Here is a 23,771-nt window from a genome sequence, read left to right on the forward strand (position 1 = left end):
ACGTTCCCTCCGGACGTCGAACACCGTGCCGCGTCCGGGTGGAGTGTGGGCCAACACGAAACGTCGGGGTTCGTGACAGCCCCGGCGACCGTCCGAGAGGAGCTGCCATGACGTCGACCAACGCGACGAGTGAACTGCACGGGATCCTGGGGCAACGGCTGGAGGGCGGTGGCACGTGGGCGTGGGCCTACGCCGACGTGTCCGGCAACGTCGAGGACCCACGACGACAGGCGGCGCTCAAGCTCCGCGGGGTCGAGGAAGCGCTGCGTGCGCAGGGTGCGTCCGACGAGGTCGTCGACGTCATCGCCGAAGAGTTCGAACAGGAGCCCGGCGTCCCGTCGCCCGTCACCCGCTACGTGCTCGTCCACGACGGTGCCGTCGTCCTGAGCGAGGTGCTGCCGGGCCACCTGCACGGCGTGGAGTCCGTCGGTGTCGGCGCCGTGCCGGACCTCGTGCCGCTCGTCGCCCACCGCCCGGTCGACCTGCCGTTCCTGGTCGTGCACGCCGGCAAGGAGGGCGGGGCCTTCCGTGCGTACCGGCTCGGCCACGCGCCGGTCTCGCACGATGAACAGCAGGTCGCGGGCCGGAACGACACCCTGCACTACGAGAAGGCCGGCACCGGGTGGAAGCAGCCGCACTGGCAGCAGCACACCGAGGAGATCTGGAAGCAGAACTCGTCGGAGACCGCCGCCGCCGTGGACGAGGCCGTGCGCACCCTCCGGCCCGGGCTCGTCGTGGTCGCCGGTGACGTCACCGCGCGCGAGCTGCTCGTGAAGGCGCTGTCGAGCGAGAGTCGTGCCCTGACCTCGGTGTTCCCGGGGGACCCGCGATCGGACGCCTCGTCGAAGCAGGCGTTCGTCGAGCACGTCGAGACCGCCCTCGCCCGTGTCGTCGCCACCCGGCGGCACGATCTCGAGGACCTGCTCCGCACCCACGTCGGGCGCGGCGACAACCTCGCGGTGACCGGGCTCGGGTCCGTCGTCGCCGCACTGCAGCAGGCGCAGGGGGCGGTCGTCGCGCTCGACGCCGTGGCGGTCGGGGACCGGACGCTCCTCGCGCTCGCCGGGGCTCCGTGGGTGGCGACCGCGCCGGAGCAGGCCGCCGGGACGCCGGTGATCGGCGCCGTGCCGGCCGTCTGCGCGCTCGTGCGCGCCGCGGTGCTCACGGACGCCGAGCTCCAGCTCGTCAACGCGGCGTCGCTGCCCGGCGGGGTGGCCGCGGCCGCGTTGCTGCGCTGGCCGGTGGGTCCGGCCGTCCCCGCGTGAGCGCGCTGCGCGCTTTGCCTGCGCTGCGCTTCGTTGCATGAGCAGAAATGGTCGGGTCCCGTGACGGAACCCGACCATTTCTGCTCAGGAAGTGGGCGCGGCCTCAGTCCTGGAGCGTCCGGTCGCGGCGGGGGACCAGGGGGAGCGCCAGCAACGGCAGGACCCCGACGATCGAGAACGACGCCGCGAACCCGAGCGCCCCCACGAGCGCGCCGACCCCGGGACCGACGGCGCTCGCCGCGATGAACTGCCCGGTGTTCTGCGCCCCGAGGGCCCGGCCGGACCAGAACGGCCCCGCCGCCTCCGCCACCGACGTGTACGCCAGGCCGTTGTCCGCCACGGTGACGCTCGTCGCGACGACGAGGAACACCGCGGCGGCGGCGAAGTGCGTCGTGTCGACCAGTGCGAGCAGCCCCATCACGACGGCGGCGCTCACCGCGACGACGCGCAGCGGCCCGACACGTGACCCGGCCCGGTCACTCCACGCGCCGACGAGGATCCGGCCGATCGCGCCGACGAACTGCGATGCCCCGACGAGCAGCCCCGCAGCGGGGGTCGACCAGCCGAGGCCCACGAGCCACACCAGGCCGTACGTCGACAGCGTGAACTGGGGGACGACCAGCAGGACCGACACCGCGTGGATCCGCCAGAGGAACCCGCTCGCCCGGTACGGGTTCGCGACGTGCTCCACCGGAGCATCCGCACGGGCCGGGCGCGGCGGATTCGCGATGCCGATCGCGCACAGCACGGCGAGCACGGCGCACAGGAGGATCGGCAGCACCAGGGCCGCGCGGATCCCGTCGGTCTCGGCCAGCTGCGGCACCGTGACCGCGGCGAGCGTCACCCCGAGTGGCTGCGACATCTGCCGGATGCCCATCGCGAGTCCGCGCCGCTCCTTCGGGAACCACCCCACCACGACCCGTCCGCTCGCGGCGTTCGTCGAGGCGCTCGTCATGCCGCCGGCGAGGAACGCCAGCCCCAGCAGCACCGGGTTGCCCGCAGCGGCCCAGGCCCCGACGACCGCCAGGGTCGTGAGCACCAGGCCGCCCGCGATGACGATGCGCTCGCCGAACCGGTCCGTGATCGCGCCCCAGGCGATGAGCGTGAGGACCATGCCGAAGGTCGGGGCCGCGGCGAGCAGTCCCGCCTGGGTGAGTGACGTGCCCTGGGCGTGCAGGTAGGGGATGAGCAGCGCGGGGGCGGACACCACGAGGGTGCCGGCGGCCTGGGCGGCGACGCCGAGGGCGAGCATCGTCCAGGCGCGGGAGGAGGGGGTCACAGCGATCGTTTCAGTTCGGAAGCAATTGGTATACCAAAACGGTATACCATCCGGGCCGCTCCGCTACTAGGCTGGATCGCCGTGACCGAGACGACCGATGCAGTGCCCGTGTCGCAGACGAGTCAGCTCTACGACAACCTGCGTGCCGCGATCCTGACCCTCGAGATCGCGCCGGGGGAGCGCATCTCCGAGCGTGGCCTCGAGGCACGGTTCCACGCCTCACGCACGCCCGTCCGCGCGGCACTCTCGCGGCTCGAACGCGAGGGGCTCATCCTGCACGAGGGTCGCTCGTGGACGGTCACCCCGATCGACCTCGACGAGATCGCCTCCCTCGCCGAACTCCGCGGCGTCCTCGAACCCGCCGCCGCCCGGCTCGCCGTCGGTCGCGCCTCCGAGGAGCAGCTCGCCGAGGTCCGCGCGCACCTCGACACCCTCCGGCCGACGCCCGACCAGCAGGCCGGCATCCGGATGGGGTCGACGTTCCACCTCGACCTCGCCGCTCTCGGCGGCAACCGGTTCATCACCGACGCCATCGCCGACGCCCTCACCCGCCTGGAGCGGACGCGCTGGATCGAGGTCCGCACGCCCGAGGCCCGGGACGCCGCTTGGGAGGAGCACAGCGCCATCATCGACGCCGTGCGCGCCGGGGACGGGGACCGCGCTGCTGACCTGCTCGCGGCGCACGTCGCCGGCACGAACGACCGCCTGCTCGCGTGGATCGCGCAGGAGCGTCGCCGTCTGCGTGGCGCGGGCATGGCGATCGTGGGCAGCACCGAGCGCTGACCCGCTCACGCGCGCCGCGTGCCCTGGAGGCGACCGATCTGCAGGAGGCACGGCGCGGGGCGGACCCGCACCGTGCCTCCAGGCTGGTGACTACGGTCTCGTCGCTGCGTCCTCAGCCGCGTCGATCTGGTCGAAGATCCAGGCGTTGCCGCCGTCGGTGTGGTCGAGCAGTGCGTCGCGCACCTCGGCCTCGTCGGTGGTGAGCCGGATCGCGCTCTTGCTGCCGGACCGTGTCGATTGGGACATCGCGTCTTCTCCTGTGTGTGTGGGCATCGTGGTTGATGCGGGCGACCTGCCCGCCAATGCGCTTCCTCACGGGACGTACTGAGGTCGCACCAGTGTGCGGGCGCTGTCCGGATCGCGCAAGGGATTCCGGTCACATGTGGAAAAGTCCCGGCATGCAGCATGCCTAGGATGGTCCGGCCGCACGGCTCGCGGCACGGAACCAGCGGACGTCGGACGGGAGGCACGGCTTGGCCGAGCAGCGCACCGCACCTCCCACGGTCTACGACGTGGCCTCTGCCGCCGGCGTCTCGATCGCCACGGTCTCGCGCGTGCTGCGCACGCCCGACGCGGTCCGCGAGGGTACCCGCGACCGGGTGCAGGCGGCGATCCGGACCCTCGGCTACGTGCCCTCCGGCAACGCCCGGGCCCTCGCGGGCAAGCGGACCGGCGTGGTCGGACTCCTGCTGCCCGGGTTCGACGTGGTGCCGGACGAGCGACCCGACCTCGTGACCGACGGTGGCGTCCGCGTGGTCGACGACCGACGGCACGTCACGCAGCCCTTCTCGTCCAACCTGTACTTCGACGAGGTCCTGCGCGGCGCCGAGACCGAGGCGTGGCAGCGCGGGCTGGCGCTCATGGTGGCGGCGGGGCGTGGCTCCTCCCGGGACGTCATCGTCAACGACGTCGCCGGACGCGTGGACGGCCTCGCGGTGCTGGCGCAGACGGTGCCGGACGACCTGCTCGAGCACGTCGCCCGACGGATCCCGGTCGTGGTGCTCGCCGACGACCGGCGCTCGCACGGCTTCGACTCCGTGAGCGTGGACAACGCCGCGGGGATGCGGACGCTCGGCTCGCACGTCATCGGTCGGCTCGGCATCCGGTCGTCGCTCGTGTACCTGGCGGGACCGATCGACTCCCCGGACGACATCGAGCGCTCGGCGGGCTTCCGGCAGGCGCTCGACGACCACGGGGTCCCGGCCTCGGCTGTCCGGGTCGTGCACGGCGACTTCGGGCGGGTGCGCGCGCGAGAGCTCGCGGCGCAGCTGCTCGACGGGGACGCGGCCCCGCGGGCGATCATCTGCTCGAACGACCAGTCGGCGCTCGGTGTGCTCGACGCGGCGGTCGCGCGGGGTGTGCGGGTGCCGGAGGACCTCGTCGTCACCGGGTTCGACGGCATCGACGCGGGGCGGTTCTCGGTGCCCAGGCTGACCACCGTGCACCAGCCGATGGGGGAGCTCGGGCGGGCCGCCGTCCGGGCGATCGTCGACCGGCTCGAGCGACGTGAGGGGCCACCGCGCGCGATGCGTCTGCCCGTCGAGGTGCTGCTGCGCGAGAGCTGCCCGCCGGCGCTGTAGGGGTGCGGGGCGGTCGCACGACATGCCGTCCGCGTGTCACCGAGAGGGCACAAGACGTCGCGCTCGTTGCGCGGCGGCGGCACTTTCCGCCCGCTCGGCGGATCTGAGCGGCACGTCGTGCCCCCTCGCCGACCGGGTGCGACCCGGCGCGACTCGCACGGTGCACCCCGCGCCGAGAGAGCACAAAACGTCGCGCTCGGCGTCTGCGGGCAGCACTTCCTGCCCTCTCGGCGGACGTGAGCGGCGCGTCGCGCCCCCTCGAGGGCCGGGTGCGACACTCGCACGGTGCGAGGTCGCGCCGCCCCCGCCGCGCCAGTGTGCGAGGTTCCGCGCACTGTGCGGCGGTCGGACCCTCGCACGCAGGACGGAACCTCGCACACTGCGATCCCGCACCGCGCGCACCGCCCCGCGCGCACCGCCCCGCGCAACCCCGCACCGCGCGCACCGCCCCGGTTCACAAACCACTCGGTTGCGCAACGCGATGTAAGCGCATACATTGTCCCAGTACCCACTCGACACGGAGGTCGACCGAGCAATGACGCTTCCCCCACAGCGCACGCGCGGGCAACACGAGCCGCGCACCCCGGGCACCCGCCGGGGATGGCGTGGCCGTCTCATCGCGGCCATCGCCGGCATCGCGGTCGTGGCCCTCGCGGCCACCGGCTGCAGCATCCAGGTCCGGTCCCAACCGGACCCGAGCATCGGCAAGGACACGATGCTCATCAACGCGGACCACGGCAACCCGCTGTTCGACCGCAACTTCAACCCGTACATCGCGAACGCCCGCACGGCGTCGAAGTGGATGTACGAGCCCCTCATCGAGGTGAACCCCCTCGACGGCAAGCGGAACCCGTGGCTCGCGAGCTCGTGGTCGCAGCCGGACGCGAAGACGATCGACATGACGATCCGCAGCGGCGTCGAGTGGTCGAACGGCGACCCGTTCACCGCGAAGGACGTCGTCTTCACGTTCGACCTGCTCAAGAAGTTCCCCGCGATGGACATCAAGGGCGCGTGGCAGCACATCGACACGATCGAGCGGAAGGGCGACCACGTCGTCTTCCACCTCAAGTCGGAGGACGTCCCGAGCCTGACGATCATCGGCCAGACGTACATCCTCGGCGAGAACCACTGGGGGAAGGTCAAGGATCCCACCACCTGGCGTGACCCGAACCCGGTCGGCACCGGCCCGTTCGTGCTCGGCAACTACACCGACCAGCAGTACTCGATGGACAAGAACCCGAAGTACTGGCAGGCCGACAAGATCGCCATCAAGCACCTGATCCTGCCGGCGACGAACACGCAGCTCGACACCGTCACGCGCGGCTACGACTGGGCGTACTCGTTCATCTCCGACGTGAAGGGCACCTGGGGCGCCGCCTCGAAGACGAACACGTACTGGTTCCCGCCGGGCGGTGTGATCGGTCTGATCCCGAACCTCACGAAGGCGCCGTACAACGACGTCAACGTCCGCCGGGGCATCTCCCTCGCGCTCGACCGTGACGGCATCGCCGAGACCGCGACCGAGGGCAACCTCAAGGCCGCGGCGCAGACCGGGCTGATCCTGCCGAACCAGGAGCAGTACGTCAACGACGACATCCCGAACAAGGGTGTCGTCACGCAGGACACGAAGGCGGCGGTCGCCAGCTTCGAGAAGTCCGGCTACACGGTCCAGGACGGCAAGATCGTCAAGGACGGCAAGCAGCTCGAGATCAACATCATGACCGCGAACGGCTACTCCGACTGGCTCCGCGCCGCGCAGGAGGTCCGCCGCAACCTGACCGCCATCGGCATCAAGGTGACGATCCAGGCACCGCAGCCCGCCGGGTACCAGCAGAACATCAACAACGGCACGTTCGACATGGCGATGGGCGGCATGGGCAACGGCGACGTCTACCAGGCGTTCAACTCCCTGCTCAGCACCGACTTCTACCAGCCGGTCGGCAAGTCGACCGTGAACAACTACGAGCGGTACAAGAACGCCGACACGCAGAAGCTCCTCGACGAGTACAAGGCGACGACGGACACGGCGAAGCAGCAGGAGATCCTCGACCAGCTGCAGGAGGTCGTCTACAACGACCTGCCCGTGATCGGCATGTACTACGGCGGGCTCTGGGGCCTGTTCAACACCGGCAAGTTCGTCGGGTGGCCGAGCGCGAAGGACCCCTACATGGCGCCGCAGAACTACGACTCGGCCCCGTTGCTCATCTTCTCCAAGCTGCGACTGCGTGACAGCGCCGCCGGGCAGAAGATCCTGAAGGAACAGGACGAAGCCAAGTGAAGTACATCCTCCAGAAACTCGTCCTCTTCGTCCTGACCCTCTGGGCCGCGGTCACGCTGAACTTCGTGCTCCCGCGACTCATGCCGGGCAGCCCGACCGACGCCGCCCTGGCGAAGCTCAGCCAGAACGGCCCGGTCACCAACGCCACCAAGAAGGCCATCGAGGCGCAGCTCGGCGTCCCGACCGGCAACCTCTGGGACCAGTACGTCAGCTACCTGCACCAGGTCGTCACGCTCGACTTCGGCACGAGCTACACGTTCTACCCGCAGCCGGTCGGTGACCTCGTCGCCCGAGCGCTGCCGTACACGCTGATCCTGGTCGGCGTCGTGACGATCCTCGCCTTCGTGCTCGGCACCCTGATCGGTGTCGGCGCGGCCTGGAAGCGCGGCACCTGGCTGGACTCGCTCCCGACGCTGTCGGGCTCGTTCATGTCGACGTTCCCGTACTTCTGGACGGCGCTCCTCCTGCTGTTCTTCCTCGGCTACGTGGCCCACTGGTTCCCGACGACGGGCGCCTACTCGGCGACGACGACCCCTGGCCTGAGCGGCGCGTTCATCGGGGACGCCCTGCAGCACGCGGTGCTGCCGGCGGTCACGATCCTCGTGACGAGCCTCGGTGGCTGGATCATCGGCATGCGCAACGCGATGATCAACACCCTCGGTGACGACTACGTGACCTTCGCCGAGGCGAACGGCCTCCGCGGCCGCACCGTGGCGATCCGGTACGCGGCACGCAACGCGATCCTGCCGAACCTGACCGGTTTCGGTCTGGCACTCGGTGGCGTGGTCGGCGGTTCGGTCCTGGTCGAGCAGGTGTTCGGCTACCCGGGCATCGGCTACCTGCTGTTCAACGCCGTGATCGGGCAGGACTACCCGCTCATGCAGGCCCTCTTCCTGATGATCACCGTGTCGGTGCTCATCGCCAACTTCATCGTGGACGTCCTCTACGGCGTCCTGGACCCGAGGACGCGCCGATGACGAACAACGCGACCGTCGCAGTACGGACCCAAGACAAGAACGAACAGCAGGCCCCGAGCAAGCTCAAATCAGCAGCAAGACAGTTCGGCGTCGTCTGGAGCAACACCAAGGCCCGGATCGGCATCATCATCCTCGCTGTCTTCGTCGTCGTGGCGATCGCAGCCCCGCTCCTCGCCCCGTACGGTGCCAGCCAGAACGGCTTCGCCCGGAGCGCGGACGCCAGCTGGGCGCACTGGATGGGCACGACCGCGGCCGGCGAGGACGTCCTGTCCCAGATCATCTACGGCGCCCGGATCTCCGTGCTCGTCGGTGCCGTCGCGGGCCTGCTGTCCACGCTCGTCGCCGTCGCGATCGGCCTCAGCTGGGGCTACGTCCGCGGCTGGATCGCCGAGGTCATCGGGTTCATCGTGAACCTCTTCCTCGTCATCCCGGGTCTGCCCCTCATGATCGTCATCGCGGCGTACCTGCAGAACGGCGGCATCGCGGTGATCATCGCGGTCATCGTCGTGACCGGCTGGGCGTGGGGCGCTCGCGTCCTGCGCAGCCAGACACAGTCCCTCCGCGGCCGTGACTTCGTGACCGCCGCGCAGTTCTCCGGCGAGGGCGCGACCCGCATCGTGTTCCGCGAGATCCTGCCGAACATGACGAGCCTCATCGTCGGCTCGTTCTTCGGTGCGGCCACGAGCGCGATCCTCGCCGAGGCGGGCCTCGAGTTCCTCGGGCTCGGCGACTCGTCGATCGTCAGCTGGGGCACGATCCTCTACTGGGCGCAGAACTCCAACGCGCTGCTCACCGGTCAGTGGATCCTGCTGTTCGCACCGGGTCTCTGCATCGCACTCCTCGCGATGAGCCTGACCCTGATCAACTTCGGCGTCGACGCCGTGTCCAACCCGCGGCTGCGCGAGGGCGCGCGCCGGAAGAAGGAGAAGACCGCATGAGCGGGTCGCGTGCACCGCAACCAGCAGACGGCCTGGAGGCGCGGGACGGCGCCGCCACGCGCCTCCAGTCCGACTCCACGAGCGCCACGCAGGACATCCTGCTCGACGTCCGCGACCTGTCGGTCGTCTACGAATCGGCCGGCCAGACGGCCGTCCAGGCCGTCGACCACGTCTCGTTCCAGCTGAAGAAGGGCGAGTTCGTCGGCCTGGTCGGCGAATCAGGCTCGGGCAAGTCGACCCTCGGATACGCGCTGACCCGGCTGCAGAAGCCGCCGGCGCGCACGAACGGCGGGAACATCTTCTTCGGCGGGCACGACATCCGTGACCTCGGCGACGAGGAGCTCCGGCAGCAGCGCCAGGGCGGCTTCGCCATGGTCCTGCAGTCCGGCATGAACGCGCTCAACCCGGTGCGGACCATCCGGAACCACTTCGTGGACGTCTTCAAGGCGCACGGCCACGTGCCGCGCGAGCGCTGGGACGCCCGGATGAAGGAGCTCATCGAGAAGGTGAAGCTCCCGACGGCGATGCTCGCCCGCTACCCGGGGGAGCTCTCCGGCGGTATGCGGCAGCGCGTGTCGATCGCCCTGGCGCTCTCGCTCGAGCCCCGCCTGATGGTGTTCGACGAGCCGACCACGGCGCTCGACGTCCTCGTGCAGCACGCGGTGATGGACACCATCATCGAGCTGCAGCAGTCCGAGGGCTTCACGGCCGTCCTGATCAGCCACGACCTCGGCATCGTCCTCGAGGCCACCGAGCGCGTGCTCGTCATGCACGAGGGGCGCATCGTCGAGGACGGCGGCTCGAAGGACATCCTGCGCGACCCGCAGGACGAGTACACGAAGATGCTGCTGTCGCACTACGCCGACCCGCGCGCCGAGGTGGTCTCGCTCCCCGGCTTCCCCGACCGGTCGCTCCGTGACCCGGCAGCCACCCGCCAGGAGACCACGTCGTCGTTCAGCACGGTCGGGTCCCGCGAGCGCAGCGCCGCCCGCAACCCGATCGTCGTCGACCACATCGTCAAGACGTACCCGGCGCCCCGTCGCGGTGAGCAGCCGGTGCAGGCGGTGCGCGACGTCTCGTTCACCCTCGAGCCCGGGCAGTCGCTCGCCCTCGTCGGCCAGTCCGGTTCGGGCAAGTCGACCATCGCGAAGCTGCTCACCGGCGTCGAGAAGCCGACCACCGGCACGGTCCGGTTCGGCGACAGCGACGTGGCCAAGCTCGGGCGGCGTGGCCTGAAGGACCTCCGCTCCGAGGTGCAGATGGTGTTCCAGGACCCGTACGCGGCGCTCAACCCGCTGCACACGGTGGAGTACACGCTGTCCCGGCCCATCGCGAACTACACCGGGCTGAAGGGGCAGGACGCTCGACGCCGCGTGCTCGAGCTGCTCGACACCGTGGGGCTCACCCCCGTGGAGCAGTTCGCGCAGAAGCTCCCGCACCAGCTGTCCGGCGGCCAGCGGCAGCGCGTCGTCATCGCCCGTGCGTTGGCGTCCGACCCGCAGGTGATCATCGCCGACGAGCCGGTGTCGATGCTCGACGTGACGCTCCGTGCCGGAGTGCTCGCGCTCCTCGAGGACCTGCGCGAGCAGTGGGGTGTCTCGCTCCTCTACATCACGCACGACCTGCTCAGCGCACGACTCATCACCGACGACATCATGGTGCTGCACGACGGCGCGGTGGTCGAGCGCGGTCGCACGGCCGAGGTGCTGCAGAACCCGCAGGACCCCTACACGATCGATCTGCTCGACGCGGTGCCGAACCCGCGCCGCGCGCTCGCGGAGGGTCGCCTGTGAGCCTCCACGCGTTCCCGTCGGTCGCGGCGTTCGGGCACCAGCCGACGCCCGACGACGTCGACGTGGTCGGCATCGACCTGCCCGTCGGCCGACTGACCGCCTACCGGGTCGTCCCGTTCGGCCCGTCGAAGGGGACGGTGCTCATCGTCCCCGGGTACACCGGTTCGAAGGAGGACTGGCGCACCTTCATGCCGCTCCTGCGCGACGCCGGCTGGACCGCGGTGGCGATCAGCCGCCGCGGCCAGGCCGACTCGGCAGCGCCGGACGACCGCGGGGCGTACACGCTCGACCAGGAGGCCGCCGACGTCGTCCGCGTCGCCGCCCTGCTCGACGACGGCGCCCCCGTGCACCTCATCGGGCACTCGCTCGGCGGCGTGATCGTCCGCGCCGCCGCGATCGCCTCGCCGTCGTCCTTCCGGGACGTCACCCTGTTCTGCTCCGGCCCGCACGGTTGGGCGAACCGCAAGGCCGCCGAGAAGACGATCGTCGCCGAGACCTGCAGCAACCGGGCGCTCTTCGACGCGCAGAACCCGCTCTGGGCCGGCCGCCCCGACGACGAACTGCCCGACGACCCGCGCTTCGTCCGGGAGCGCTTCGACCACACGAGCGTGCTCAGCGTGCTCGCCGGTGCCGCGATCCTCGAGGACACCACCGACGACACCGCCGCGCTCGCGAACACCGGGCTCCCGACGCTCGTCGCGCACGGCATCTGGGACGGGGCCTGGCCGATCCCGTGGCAGCACGACATGGCGACCCGGCTCGGCGCCGACTACGCCGTCATCCCGGAGAGCTACCACGGCCCGCAGGTCGAGAACCCGCTCGGCACGCTCGCCGTCTTCGATGCGTTCATGAACGCCCACTGAAAGGACCCCGTCATCACCACGCTCGACTTCCCGAAGGGCTTCCTCTGGGGTGCCGCCACCGCCGCGCACCAGATCGAGGGCAACAACGTCAACTCGAACTGGTGGGTGCACGAGCACGAACCCGACACGACCATCGTCGAGCCCTCCGGTGACGCCGCGGACAGCTACCACCGGTACCGCGAGGACATCCGCATCGCGGCCGACCTCGGGCTGAACTCCTACCGGTTCAGCATCGAGTGGGCCCGCATCGAGCCCGAGCGCGGGTTCGTCAGCCGCGCGGAGGTCGACCACTACCGCCGCATGGTGGAGACGTGCCACGAGTTCGGCGTCGAGCCGATCGTCACGCTCATGCACTTCACCGTGCCGCGCTGGTTCGAGCGCGACGGCTTCTGGCGCGCCCCCGACGCCGCCGACCTGTTCGCCCGCTACACCGAGGCCGCGCTCCCCGTCGTCTCGGACGGCGTCCGCTACGTCTGCACGATCAACGAGCCGAACATCGCGGCGATGCTCGCCGGAGGCGAGGACGCCGCGAACCTGGTGGCCTACGGACTGCCGAACCCGGACCTGGGGGTCGCCGACGCCCTGCTGGCCAGCCACAAGCGGTCGCGAGAGGTCCTGTCGCAGGTCGACGGCATCCAGAGTGGCTGGACGATCGCGACGCAGGCCTTCAAGTCCAACGGGGAGCCCGGCGCGGACGCGATGCTCCGCGAGTACGGGTACCCGCGCGACGACTGGTACCTGGAGAACGCCGCGGGCGACGACTTCCTCGGCGTGCAGGCGTACACCCGCACGTTCATCGGCGCTTCCGGACCGGTTCCGGTGGCCGACGACGTGGAGACGACCCTGACCGGGTGGGAGTTCTACCCCGAGGCCTCGGCCGACGGACTCCGGAGCGCGTGGGAGCTCTCCGGCCACGTCCCGCTGATGATCACCGAGAACGGCATCGCCACCGCCGACGACTCCCGTCGCATCGCGTACACGCAGGGCGCCCTCGAGGGCATCCACGCCTGCATCGAGGACGGCATCGAGGTCCTCGGCTACCAGCACTGGTCACTGCTCGACAACTACGAGTGGGCGTCGGGCTTCCGCCCGACGTTCGGGCTCGTGTCGTGGGACCCGGTGACGTTCGCCCGGACGCCGAAGGACTCGGCACGCTGGTACGGGCGGGTCGCCGCCGCCAACGCGCTCACGGTCTGAGAACGCGATCATCTTGGAGGCGCGACCCGCGTGATCACCGCTGGTCGCGCCTCCAGTCAGTTGCCCTGGTCTGCGTCGTGGGCCGACCGGTCGAACCAGGCCAGGAGGATCTCCTCCGCCCGGCGAGAGCCGCGCTCGTCGGCGATGTCCATGGCGGTCCGTCCCTCGGCGTCCTCGACCCGCACGTCCGCGCCGCGCTCGAGCAGGGCCTCCGTCGTGCCCCGGTTGTCGAACCAGACAGCCGCGTGCAGCGGAGCGAAGCCCCAACGCGGGTCCACCTCGTCGATGCCCGCCGGGTCCGTGCCGATGCCGTCGAGCGCCAGCGACAGCCCACCGACGTCCCCGTGCGCCGCTGCGCGTACCGCGGGGGTGGCCCACTCGACCCAGCCGTCCGGGACCGGGCCGTGCCAGCCGTGCGGCGCGCGCTGCTCCAGGCGCACCCAGTCGTCCTCGTCGACCGGTCGCACCTCGATCGTGACGTCCCGGAAGTGCACTGCGAGTTCGCCGGTGGGGGAGAGCAGGAGGCGGAGCTCCCAGACGTCGGCGTCGACGTGTGCGATCTCGCCGCGTGAGATCGTCACGTCCCCGGCGAGCACGTCGAGCGGTGCGGTGTCTGGAGGGTCGAGCACGGCCCGCGTGAAGCGGAGTGTCACCTCCGCGTGGTTCCAGCGTCGCCAGAGGCCGTCCGGGGTGTCGAGGACCTCGTCGTTCCGGACGACGACGGTCGCGAGGACCGAACGCGTCGGCTGGTCGTCGACCCCGGCGGTGTCGTGGCTGCCGGTCTCCTCGACCCGCCACGCGGCGATGCGGGCTTCGCGCCACGTCACCGAGGCGAGCGCCGCGACGGACGGCGGGGCGTCCGAGACCAGGCGGGAGAGGTACTCCGCGTAGCCGTCGACGTCTTCGAGGGAGACGTACCCGACCTGCGGCCATCCCAATCGACTCCATCGCACGGTCCGAGGATATCGGTGGACCGGTGCGCGGGTGGACGCGCCGCGGTGTCAGCGCGCGTGGGCGACCTTCGCTCGTCGCCCTGCGCGGTCGCCGTCGGTGTCGGGTGCCGTCGGCACCGAGGTCTCGCCGTAGCCGTAGCCGTAGCCGTAGCCGTACGACGAGTTGTTCTTCCGGTGCACCATCGTCGCGACGATGCCGAGGACGCGGGCGTCGAGCCCGGCGAGCACCTCGAGCGCACGCTTCAGCTGGGGTCGCCGCGAGCGACCGGCCGCGGTGACCACGATGGCGCCTGCCGTCAGCTTGCTGAGGATGGCTGCGTCGGTCACGGGCAGCAGGGGCGGCGAGTCGATGAGGACGTGGTCGAACCGGCTCTCGAGCTCGGCGATGAGGGCGCGCATCGCCTGCGAACCGAGGAGCTCGCTCGGGTTGGGGGGAGTGGCACCCGCTGGGATGACGGACAGCGCCCCCGAGCCCCAGGGCTGGACGACGTCCTCCAGCTCCGCGCGGGCGATGAGCAGGTCGCTCAGCCCGACGGCGCCCTCGAGGCCCATCACCTCGGCTACCCGGGGGCGACGCAGATCGGCGTCGACGAACGCGACCTTCGCGCCGTTCTCGGCCAGGGTGAGCGCGAGGTTGGCGGTCGTGGTGGTCTTGCCCTCGCCCTGCATGGCAGAGGTGACGACGATGGTCTTGCCGTGGTCGGCGTCGGGATCGACGAACAGGAGGTTCGTGCGGAGTCCGCGGAACGCCTCGCTCATGGTGCTGCGGGGGTCCTTCCGGACGATGAGCGGCTCGCGCGCGGCGTTGGCGTCGAAGGCGATCTCGCCGAGGACGGGCGCCGGAGTGATCGTCCCGATGTCGCTCGTGCGCCGGATGCGGGTGTCGAAGGCGTTGCGGAGGAGTGCGAGCGCGATGCCGCCGATGAGTCCGCCAGCGAGCCCTGCCGCCAGGTTGACGGTCTTGTGCGGGCCGGACGGCTGCGTCGGGACGGTTGCCGGGTCCGTCGTCTCGATGCGGACGAGGCTGGTCCCGCCACCGACAGGCTTCTCGAGGCTGTCCGAGACCACGTCGGTGAAGCTCCGACCGATGGCGTTCGCGAGCTTCGCCGCGAGTTCTGGGTCGTGGTCCCTGACCGCGACCGTCAGGAGCACGGTGCTCTGTGGCGTCCCCGCGGTGATGCTCCTGGCGAGGGTGGCCGGGGTGACGTCGAGCCCGAGGTCCTTGATGACCGGTCCGAGGACGCGAGCGCTCTTCACCACGTTGGCGTACGAGCGCGTCTTCTGCTGTGCCGCGTTGTTGCCCTGGCCGACCTCGGTCGCGCTGCCGGCGGTGGCCTGCACGGAGATGTAGAGCGTCGTGCTCGCGGTGTACGTCACGGGCGTGAGTGCGGTCACGGCGACCGCGGCTCCGATGCCGATCCCCAGGACGAGGGCGACGCTCGCCCAACGCGTCCTGATGACGCGGATGAATTCCTGCAGGTCCATGCCGTTCCCTTCGACGATTTCTCGCTCAAGCATAACATGTGAAATAGGAATATTGCGCTGAGCTTGGTCATACCGAACGACGGAACGCCCCCATGTCGGCCCGGCGCAGTCCGACGAGCGCTGCGGGTGCCAGACCGGACACCCGGTGCACGAAGAGCAGGTTCAGGCCGTTCGACACGAGCGAGCCACCGAAGGTCGCGACAGCGGCCCCGATCGCTCCGAGCCCCGGCGCGAGCAGGATCAGCAGCACGACGTTGACGACGGCGGCGGCGGCGAGGGACGTGCTCCGGAGGCCCGGACGACCAGCCGCGGCGAGGCTGACACCCGCGAGCGAGCCCGGTACGGAGATCGCGCAGCCCGCGAGCAGGACGAGCGTCACCGGCACGGCACCCTCGAACGTCGGTCCGAACAGGGTCGGCACTGCCCACGGGAGTGCGGCGGCGATGCCGGCGCAGGCGAGGACCACCGCCGCTCCGGTCAGGCGTGACGAGCGGGCGAGCACCTCGTGGTCGACCCGCTCACTCTGGCGGCTGAACGTGACCTCGCGCACGGCGTTGGCGACCGTCAGGGGGATGTCGGCGAGGTTCACCGCGAGTGCGTACACCCCGAGGGCAGCCGCTCCGGCCAGCGGGATCATCAGCGTCTGGTCGATCCGCGTGAGGATGATGCCCGCGAGTGCGCCGAACCAGACGCGACCGCCGTACGACAGGACCGCTCCAATGCGCGCACGTTCGTCGACGCGCTCGACGGGGCGGACGATGAGCGGGAGGTAGACGACCGCGCCGACGACGGGGGTCAGTGCGATGACGAGCACGGCGGTCTCGACGGAGAGGGCGTGCGTGGCGGCGAGGGTGGCCAGGGCGACCAACCTCGTGCCGTTCGTCACGGCTCGCTCGAGAGCGACCAGACGCCAGGCGTGTCGGCCGGCAGCGATCGCCTGCAACAGAGAGGCCTGCAGGTTCGGGACGAGTGCGAGTGCTGCGAGGGCGACGAGGCGCGACAGCTCGGGGTCACCCGCGACGAAGGCGTCACCGGTGACGACGATGGCGGCGGTGACGATCGCGCCGACCACCGCGGTCGCCGCCGCTGCGATGCCCAGCACGCGTTGGCTGTGGCCGGCGTGCCGTGCGACCCAGTGGTTGACCGCTGACGGGAGGCCCAGCGAGGCGCAGCTCGCGGCGAGGAGGAGCGGCGCGGTCGCGCCCGCCAACTCGCCGCGGCCGACGGTGCCGAGCGCCTGTGCGAGGATCGGCGCGGTCGCCAGGGCGGCGAGTGGTGCGAAGGCGTTCCCCACCAGGTTCACCAGGGTGTCGACGCCGTGTCGTCTCACAGCGCAGCCCCGCTGGTCGACGCTCGGACCGGGGTCCGCGTCGTGGATCCTGCTTCCGTTCGTGCAGTCGGCTCCCGGTGGATCGCCAGCCCCAACACCATCCAGGCGAACATCATCATGCCGCCGGTCAGTGCGTACGAGCTGAAGGTCAGGAACGCGATGGCCGACGTCCCCGCGGCCACGGCTGCGCCCGGGGCATCCACGACGGAACCGTTCGGCAGGGTGCGGAGGAGCGCGAGCGCCTGTGCGACGACGAGGGCGAGCGTGCCCACGAGTCCCCAGTCGAGCGCCAGCATGATCAGCGGGTTCTCGAAGCTCGTGCCGAGCCCGACGGAACGGGCGATCTCGAACGAGGCGCCCTGACCGCCACCGACCACGGGGTCGGCGAACGTCAGCGGAACCCCTGCGGCGAGACCGAGCAGACGGGCGTTCGCGGATCCGTCGTCGTCGCCGAGCTTCGTGAAGAGCCCGGTGGTGAGTTCCCGGTTGGTGACGAGCACGGTCGCGAGGGCAGCCACCGCCGCCATGACCAGCCCGAGGGTCGCCACGAACGGCAGTCGCCGTCGCACGAGGACCAGCGCGAAGGCGATGATCGCCAGGGCGAGCGCGGCGCGCGACTCCGTCACGAGGATCGTCACGATGAAGAGCGCGGCGGCCGGGATCACCACCACGTTGCGACGGATCGTGCCGAGGAGCGCCGTGGCGACCAGCAGGACGACCCCGAGCGTGAGCGGGTGGTCGGTTGTGCCGAGTGCCCTGCTGAACTCCGGGTCCCACCAGTAACTGAAGGCCTCGTGAGCCGCAGCGAAGGGTTGTTCCACAAGACCGGACCAGATCACGAGCGCCACGACGCACTCGACGACGGCGATGACGACGACGGCGTGTGCAATGGTTCGACGTCCGCTCGGGGCCTCGGCGGCGAGACGCTGCAGCAAGAGGTACGCCAGCGGCGGGGCGACGATGATCTCGATCCACGCCCCCGGTGCCGAGCTGCTGGTCGACGCGATGAAGTTCGTGATCGTGCCACCGGCGACCCACACCGCGAACGCGATCCATATCCCAGGCCGGGCCACGACGTCGGACAGGTAGGTGCGGGCCCGGAAGACGAGCTGGAGCGCCGCGGTGACGACGACGACGAGCACGCCGAGGTTCACGCCGCCCACCCCGGGGAGTGCGAGGGTCCAGACCTCGACCTCCGGGACGGCGACGTACCCGACCAGGGCGGCGACGACGGCGACGGTGAGGCTCCGGAACGAGCAGGCTGCGGCGAGGATGACCGCCGCGAGGATGGCGAAGCCGAGCATGAGCCCTCCTGATCAGGGACGGTGGGGGACGGCGGTGGTCGGGCACCCGCGGGCCGCGCCTGCGCGGACACCCGACCACGGGGTCACTTCGCGGTGACGGAGTTGCCCTCGGCGACGCCCTTCGTGTCCGGCGTCTTCCCGCCGAACGTGACGGTGTTGTCCTTGCCCATGACGTAGATGGACGACATCGACGCGACGGAGACGGTGTTGCCGTTCCCCTCGATGCCCAGGTTCTGCACCTCGCCGAGCTTCAGCTCGACGTTGCTGGTCAGCAGGTAGACGGTGTCGCACCCCTGCTTGAGTGCCTTCTTCGCAGAGGCGGCGTCGGTGACGGTGAGCACGCCGTCCTTGCAGACGTTGTTGGCCGCGGCTGACACGGTCGAGCTCGGCTTCGGTGTTTCGGACTTCTTCGGCGCTTCCGACGTCGCCGAGCACCCGGCGAGGACAGCGAGCGCGGCGACGGCGGTGATCGAGGTGCTGAGGATCTTCTTCACGGTGGCTCCTGGAGTTCTGGCCGGCGTCTCCGGCTGCTCAATGCTAGCACCTGAAATTCATATATCAACATACGAAATGACCACGATGCGGGATCGACGTCGATCGACCGCGATCGTGGTCGCATGGAACAGCCCACTGCCATCCGGCGTCCGAGCCGACGATCCCTCCTCACGATCGGAGGTGGGAGCGCCTTGGCCGCGGTCGCCGCGGTCGCCTCGGTCGCCGCGCACGCGGAGCCTGCGACGGCCGCCCCGGTCACACAGCACCCGACGGCCGATCGCTCCGTCTCCGACTTCGGAGCACGCGGCGATGGACACGACGACACCGCGGCGCTCCGCTCCGCCCTGGAGTGGGCGAGCGCCGCGGCGGTCCCCCGTGCGATCCTCTTCCCGCCAGGGATCTACGCGGTGGAGTCGCTCGAGGTGCCGCCGCAGGTGCGGCTCGTCGGCCAGGGTGGAGGCTCGTCCCGGTACCCCGTCGATGGTGCCTACGGCGGCGCCACGATCGTGCCGGCCGTCGACTCCGTCGCCAGCGGGCCGCTCGTCACCCTCGCCGGCCCGGGAACGCCAGGAGGGGCCGTGCTCGAGGACCTCGTCGTGGACGGCCGGAACTTCCGCACCGCCGGGCTGACGACCGACCGTTCGACCTGGGCCGCCCGGACGGGGATCGCCGTCGACGGCGGCTTCGAGGCAGAACTCCGTCGCGTGCGCGTGATCCGCTTCCGGGGGATCGGTATCGACGTCCGGTCCCTCAACAACGCGCGCTGGGAGACCGTGTTCGTCGATCTGTGCGGGTCCTCCTCCCAGCCGGCGATGCGCGTCCGATCGCCGGAGGACGGTGCGACCAACTTCGTCGTCTTCGACTCCCTGACCATCGAACGATCCGCCGACACGGCGCTCGCCCTCGCCGTCGGGACGGATCCGCGACGCGACTGGGTGTCGAACCTGACGTTCACCGGACTGCACGTCGAGTCGACGCTCGACACCCCCGGAGTCGCCTTGAACAGCGGTGCGCTGATCGACATCGGCAACGTCCGGGCCGTGACGTTCCTCGTACCGCAGATCGTGGGTGCCCCCGCACCGATCGTCCGGTACCGGCAGCAGATCCCGACCGACGCGACGGTGGTCCCGGGCCCTGGCGGTGACGTACGTGACCAGCAGGGTGGGGTCGCGATCGTCGGCGGGCACCTCCACCAGCACAGCGGTTCGAACAGCCGCGTCGCGGCCGTTCACGTGACCGGGAACGGCCGGGGCTTCAGCGCCAGCGGCGTGCGGTTCGCGCACTGCGTGGCACCAGCCGTCCGCATCGACGAGTCCTTCCGGTTCGACGCGACCGTCCTCGGCTGCTCGGTTCGCACGCAGTCGGGCGTCGAACGGGTCGTCGACGAACGATCGGATGAGGCGGCCCTGCGGCACTGGGCGACGCAGAACCACGGCGACTTCTCGGTGACGCGCGACGCCGATGTCCGCGGTGACGTACGCGTCGGCCGGGCGCTGGAACTGGGGACCGCGATCACGGCGCCCGACGGCACCGACGAATCCGCGCCGACCGTCGAGTCACCCGAACCCGGCAACACCGCTGTCGGATGGGCCGAGCGGAGCAGCCGAGGGCCCGGCTCGGACCTGCTCGGCGAAGTGTGGTGGCGCCACTCGAAGCGAGCCTCGGCGGACCTCGTGCGGGTGCGCTTCGCACGGCCGAAACACAGTGCTCCCGCCGTGCTCCTGACCCCGCGGAAGTCCAGCACGGCACGGTTGCCGATCTACGTCGAGCTCGAGCGCGAGGGCCCGGTCTGGACGGGCTTCGTCCTCCGGAGCGCAGATCCCTGCCCGGCCGGGCCGGACACGCACGTCGTGGAGTACCTCGTCCTCGACCGACGGTGAGTCGCGCTTCGGCGGTCAGGGCACCTGCGACGCCGTCACCGTGAACTTCGGCGTGCGGACGATCTGCCGGGTCGGGCCGACCGACCGTTCGAGCGCCGAGCGGTAGCGCAGGTGCGAGTTCCAGACGCACCACAGCTCGCCGCCGCGCTGCAGGATCGTGGCCGCGTTCCGGAACATCGCCTCGGCGGCATCGGTGCTCACCGTGGTGTCCGCGTGGAAGGGCGGGTTGCAGAGGATCAGCTGTGCGGAACCCGCTGCGAGTTCGTCACCGGCGTCACTCCGGACGACCTCGATCCGGTCCGCTACTCCATTCGCCGCGGCGGTCGCCCGTGCCGAGGCGACCGCGGACGCCGAGACGTCCGTCGCGACGACGCGGATCGAGGGCCGCCGACGCGCGATCGTCGCCGCGATGACACCGTTCCCGCAGCCGAGGTCGACCGCCGTCCGTGCCGTCGGCACGGCGCGGTCCAGTACGTCGAGGAGTGCCCGGGTGCCCTGGTCGAGTGAGGCGCCACCGAACACCCCGCCGTGGGCGGCGAGGGTCATGCCCAGGTCGTCGACGTGCACGGAACGCGGCCACGGGTTCGTCGTGTCGGCCCGCGCGGCTTGCGCGGACAGGGGATCGGTGGCGACGAGGAGCCGTGACTTGCCTCGGCCGCGTGATGCCGTGACGTCGCCGAAGTACCGACGGAGGACGTCGTTCTGCGAGAGGGACATGTGCTTCGTCATGCCGCCGCAGAGGAGCACGACGTCCGGGGCGGCGTACCGGGCGATCGCTCTGGTGATCTCGTCGAGTCGGTCGTTCGACTTCGTCAGCCGGAGCAGGACCAGTCGGACGTCCGTGAAGGCCTGCTTGAGCGTTGCCGGGTGGTGGAACCCTCGCCGTCCGAACGTGCCAGCGTTCGCCTCGAGTGCGCGGACGCCGACGAGCGAGTCCTGCACGACCCGCACGTCGGACGCGCCGTGCACGGTCATCGCGCCGAGGGTGAGGACGCCGTGGCGATCGTCGACCACCGCGACGCCGCCAGGTTGGCGGAGCGCATCACCGTGCACGTGCGGCGCCTCGTCGAGGATGAAGCGATCGGTACCGTCGATCGCGATGAGGTCAGCCGTGTCGTCGGTGCGGCGGCGGAAGAGGTCGGCGAAGTCCGGTGGCACGGCGCAACCCTACCGACCGGCACCGAGGGCCGTGCGACTCGGCCTCGTCCCGCAGGCAGCGAATCGCACAGCATCAGCACGATCTCGGAATCACCCAGAGCGGTGAGCGTGCCACGCTCTGCGGCGCCCACGCTCGGAACTGCCGGAGCTACAGCGCGCTCAAGAACCTGAACGTCGTGTTCGACGAGGACTTCTCGCAGAAGGCCACGGTCACCGGCACGGGTGAGGCCGGCGCGACGATCACGATCACGAACGCCAAGGGCGAGATCATCGGTTCCGGAACGGCGGACCATCCGTCGGGCGCCTTCTCGATCCCCGTCGACGCGCCGAACACCGGTGGTCGGCAGTCGCTGACGGTCACGCAGCAGATCGGCGACGACAACGGTGGCTCGGCGAACGTCGACGCTCAGTACGGTGGTGCCGTCACGATCACTTCCCCGGTCGACGGCGCGCACCACGGTTGCGTCGTTCGCACTCAACTCTCAGCAGGTCTCGAGTCGGTATCGCGTTCGTATATTGGTATGTCACGTGATATTCTGGATGTGCATGCCGTGACGGCTCAGCCATCGCGTGTGTGTTTCCCTCCCGCACGGCCGCCGTCGCGTGGCTTGTCCTGAAAGATGCACATGTCTCACAAGAACAGGGCTCGAGCCCTGAAGTCCATCGGCGCGGCTGGTCTCGCCGCGGCCACCGTCGTCTCCGGCCTCAGCTTCGGCACCGCCGCCGCGACCGCGACCGCCACCACGTTCCCGTCGGGTACGGTTCCCTTCGTCTTCGCGACGAACGGCTCTTTCTACGCCGTGAAGTCTGACCTCACGGTCTCGAGCTACTCGACCGCCTCCCAGGCCAGGGCCAACGCTACGCAGTTCACGATCCCTGCGGCTGGCCAGCGTGGGCAGTTCCAGATTGCAGGCACGTCCAGCTGCATCGCAGACGGCGGCTCGTACAACGCCGTCATCAGCACATGTTCGACTTCCGCTGCATCACAGAAGTGGGAGGTGCTCAACACCGGCGAAATCTTCAAAGCGGGTAGTTATGCGCCGCTACGTGTCAACACTGCTGGGACGCGCCTGGTCGTGAACGACGGCCAGATGAGCAAGCTCGTTCCGCTGTTCGATGGTGTGGTGCGTGCGGGTTCGGTTGATGTTGCTGGTCGGACGGCGACGCTCGAGGGATATGCGGAGCCGAATGCGGACATCATCATCAATGACACGATCCCGGCGAAGGCGAACGCTGAGGGGAAGTGGTCGAAGGAGCTGACGGGCCTGAAGCTCGGGAAGCAGACCGTCAAGGTCGAGCAGTTCCTGAACAATGAGCGGGTCGGGGACCCGATCCAGGTTGAGGTGGACCTCGCGGTTGCACCGTTGACGGCGTCGGCGGTGTTCTCGTCGGATCCGAGCGTGCCGGTGCTGGTGTCGGGGTCCGGGCAGGCCAACGCGGATGTGGTGGTGCACCGTCCCGGGAAGCCGGACACGATCCAGCCGATCGGGACGACCGGGACGTATTCGTTCCGGATGCCGGCGCCGGACCAGGGTGGGGAGTACACGATCACGCTCGGGCAGCGGTTCGACAAGCCCGGTGGTGGGTTCGAGGAGACCACCCCGGTGACGTTGCCGATCGATTACGGCCGGGGCGTGTCGATCGTGTCGCCGGCGCCGGATGCTGAGCATGCTGGTGGGAAGGTCGAGATGACTGGCCGTGGCACGCCGGGCGCGTTGGTGACGGTCACCGAGAAGGGTTCCTCGAAGGAGCTCGGCACGGCGCGGGTCCTGGCGAACGATGTTTGGTCGTTGGAGACCACCGAGTCGTTGGATGCTGGCAAGCACACCCTGGTCGCGTCGCAGCTGTCGAAGGGCAACAACACCACCCTCGCGGAAGTCACGCTGAACCCGGGCGCGTCCAGTGTGGCGCCGTTGGTGATCGCGTCGCCGATGGATGGGTCGACGGTGGAGTCGTCGTCGAAGCGGATCACGTTCTCGGGTACTGGTGAGCCGGGCGCTCGTGTGCAGGTCAAGACGCAGACTGCGTCGCCGCGGACGATCATCGACACGTACGTCGGTGCGGACGGGAAGTGGTCCCAGCTGGGTGGGGACCTGAACTTCGGAGTCGGCTACGTCCTCGACACGATCTACACCCCGCAGGGCGGCGAAGCGGTGCGTGGCACCACTCGGGTCACGGTCACGGATTCGAACCCGGGTGTGGTGCAGCCGTTC

Annotated in this window: 20 protein-coding genes; 12 read left to right on the forward strand and 8 right to left on the reverse strand. The window is 70.2% G+C overall.

All coding sequences use genetic code 11. From position 1 onward, the window contains the following. Positions 1-107 precede the first annotated feature (107 nt). A complete protein-coding gene (locus FS532_RS17425) occupies positions 108-1,265 on the forward strand; it encodes a baeRF2 domain-containing protein (RefSeq protein WP_144757083.1) in 1,158 nt (385 codons plus the stop codon). Between the two features lie 103 nt (positions 1,266-1,368). Here FS532_RS17425 and FS532_RS17430 read toward each other — a convergent pair whose 3' ends face one another. Next, complete coding sequence (locus FS532_RS17430) at positions 1,369-2,517, reverse strand: MFS transporter (RefSeq protein ID WP_144757129.1); 1,149 nt, start codon at positions 2,515-2,517, stop codon at positions 1,369-1,371. A gap of 108 nt (positions 2,518-2,625) precedes the next feature. Here FS532_RS17430 and FS532_RS17435 point away from each other — a divergent pair, with 108 nt between their 5' ends. Next, positions 2,626-3,327 (forward strand): GntR family transcriptional regulator, encoded by a 702-nt coding sequence (locus FS532_RS17435; RefSeq protein ID WP_260852801.1) that lies wholly within the window; start codon positions 2,626-2,628, stop codon positions 3,325-3,327. A 90-nt stretch (positions 3,328-3,417) separates the two neighbouring features. On the opposite strand, the gene FS532_RS18805 is transcribed toward FS532_RS17435, so the two are convergent. Next, positions 3,418-3,573, reverse strand: a complete 156-nt coding sequence (locus tag FS532_RS18805) for a hypothetical protein (RefSeq protein ID WP_186322116.1) — start codon at positions 3,571-3,573, stop codon at positions 3,418-3,420. A 227-nt stretch (positions 3,574-3,800) separates the two neighbouring features. Here FS532_RS18805 and FS532_RS17440 point away from each other — a divergent pair, with 227 nt between their 5' ends. The 7 genes from FS532_RS17440 to FS532_RS17470 all read left to right on the forward strand — a co-directional run bounded on the left by FS532_RS17440 (position 3,801) and on the right by FS532_RS17470 (position 12,953). Beyond that, on the forward strand, positions 3,801-4,907 hold the full coding sequence (locus FS532_RS17440; RefSeq protein WP_144757085.1) for a LacI family DNA-binding transcriptional regulator: 1,107 nt from the start codon (positions 3,801-3,803) through the stop codon (positions 4,905-4,907). Positions 4,908-5,442: 535 nt separating this feature from the next. Next, positions 5,443-7,185 carry an ABC transporter substrate-binding protein gene (locus FS532_RS17445; RefSeq protein ID WP_260852802.1) on the forward strand — a complete coding sequence of 581 codons (1,743 nt, stop codon included), beginning with the start codon at positions 5,443-5,445 and terminating at the stop codon, positions 7,183-7,185. Then, entirely contained in the window at positions 7,182-8,162 is a 981-nt protein-coding gene (locus tag FS532_RS17450) for an ABC transporter permease (RefSeq protein WP_144757087.1), read from the forward strand. Before FS532_RS17445 ends, FS532_RS17450 begins: the two co-directional genes overlap by 4 nt. After that, entirely contained in the window at positions 8,159-9,100 is a 942-nt protein-coding gene (locus FS532_RS17455; RefSeq protein ID WP_144757089.1) for an ABC transporter permease, read from the forward strand. The genes FS532_RS17450 and FS532_RS17455 overlap by 4 nt, the downstream gene beginning before the upstream one ends. Further along, complete coding sequence (locus tag FS532_RS17460) at positions 9,097-10,893, forward strand: ABC transporter ATP-binding protein (RefSeq protein WP_260852803.1); 1,797 nt, start codon at positions 9,097-9,099, stop codon at positions 10,891-10,893. Before FS532_RS17455 ends, FS532_RS17460 begins: the two co-directional genes overlap by 4 nt. Then, the gene (locus tag FS532_RS17465; RefSeq protein ID WP_144757091.1) at positions 10,890-11,756 is read left to right on the forward strand and encodes an alpha/beta fold hydrolase; all 867 of its coding nucleotides are present in this window, start codon (positions 10,890-10,892) and stop codon (positions 11,754-11,756) included. Before FS532_RS17460 ends, FS532_RS17465 begins: the two co-directional genes overlap by 4 nt. A 12-nt stretch (positions 11,757-11,768) precedes the next feature. Beyond that, a complete protein-coding gene (locus FS532_RS17470; protein ID WP_144757093.1) occupies positions 11,769-12,953 on the forward strand; it encodes a glycoside hydrolase family 1 protein in 1,185 nt (394 codons plus the stop codon). Positions 12,954-13,009: 56 nt separating this feature from the next. Here the strand turns inward: FS532_RS17470 and FS532_RS17475 are convergent, their stop codons facing one another. The 5 genes from FS532_RS17475 to FS532_RS17500 all read right to left on the reverse strand — a co-directional run bounded on the left by FS532_RS17475 (position 13,010) and on the right by FS532_RS17500 (position 18,519). After that, positions 13,010-13,906, reverse strand: a complete 897-nt coding sequence (locus tag FS532_RS17475; RefSeq protein WP_144757095.1) for an ankyrin repeat domain-containing protein — start codon at positions 13,904-13,906, stop codon at positions 13,010-13,012. A gap of 48 nt (positions 13,907-13,954) precedes the next feature. After that, the gene (locus tag FS532_RS17480; RefSeq protein WP_144757097.1) at positions 13,955-15,391 is read right to left on the reverse strand and encodes a polysaccharide biosynthesis tyrosine autokinase; all 1,437 of its coding nucleotides are present in this window, start codon (positions 15,389-15,391) and stop codon (positions 13,955-13,957) included. 67 nt (positions 15,392-15,458) lie between these two features. Then, complete coding sequence (locus FS532_RS18810) at positions 15,459-16,721, reverse strand: lipopolysaccharide biosynthesis protein (RefSeq protein WP_186322117.1); 1,263 nt, start codon at positions 16,719-16,721, stop codon at positions 15,459-15,461. Then, the gene (locus tag FS532_RS17495) at positions 16,718-18,025 is read right to left on the reverse strand and encodes an O-antigen ligase family protein (protein ID WP_144757101.1); all 1,308 of its coding nucleotides are present in this window, start codon (positions 18,023-18,025) and stop codon (positions 16,718-16,720) included. Before FS532_RS17495 ends, FS532_RS18810 begins: the two co-directional genes overlap by 4 nt. 83 nt (positions 18,026-18,108) lie before the next feature. Next, the gene (locus tag FS532_RS17500; protein WP_186322118.1) at positions 18,109-18,519 is read right to left on the reverse strand and encodes a DUF3060 domain-containing protein; all 411 of its coding nucleotides are present in this window, start codon (positions 18,517-18,519) and stop codon (positions 18,109-18,111) included. Between the two features lie 123 nt (positions 18,520-18,642). On the opposite strand from FS532_RS17500, the gene FS532_RS17505 reads away from it, so the two are divergent. Further along, positions 18,643-20,400, forward strand: coding sequence for a glycosyl hydrolase family 28-related protein (locus FS532_RS17505; protein ID WP_144757105.1), 1,758 nt, complete (start codon positions 18,643-18,645; stop codon positions 20,398-20,400). 15 nt (positions 20,401-20,415) lie between these two features. Here FS532_RS17505 and FS532_RS17510 read toward each other — a convergent pair whose 3' ends face one another. After that, complete coding sequence (locus tag FS532_RS17510) at positions 20,416-21,558, reverse strand: class I SAM-dependent methyltransferase (protein ID WP_144757107.1); 1,143 nt, start codon at positions 21,556-21,558, stop codon at positions 20,416-20,418. A 176-nt stretch (positions 21,559-21,734) separates the two neighbouring features. On the opposite strand from FS532_RS17510, the gene FS532_RS17515 reads away from it, so the two are divergent. Both FS532_RS17515 and FS532_RS17520 read left to right on the forward strand, forming a co-directional pair. After that, positions 21,735-22,175, forward strand: a complete 441-nt coding sequence (locus FS532_RS17515) for an Ig-like domain-containing protein (protein ID WP_144757109.1) — start codon at positions 21,735-21,737, stop codon at positions 22,173-22,175. A gap of 183 nt (positions 22,176-22,358) precedes the next feature. Beyond that, the coding region (locus FS532_RS17520) for a hypothetical protein (RefSeq protein ID WP_144757111.1) at positions 22,359-23,771 on the forward strand (1,413 nt) is incomplete at its 3' end.

It is taken from the genome of Curtobacterium pusillum, assembly GCF_007673235.1.
In the GTDB taxonomy this organism is placed as follows: Bacteria; Actinomycetota; Actinomycetes; order Actinomycetales; family Microbacteriaceae; genus Curtobacterium; species Curtobacterium pusillum_C.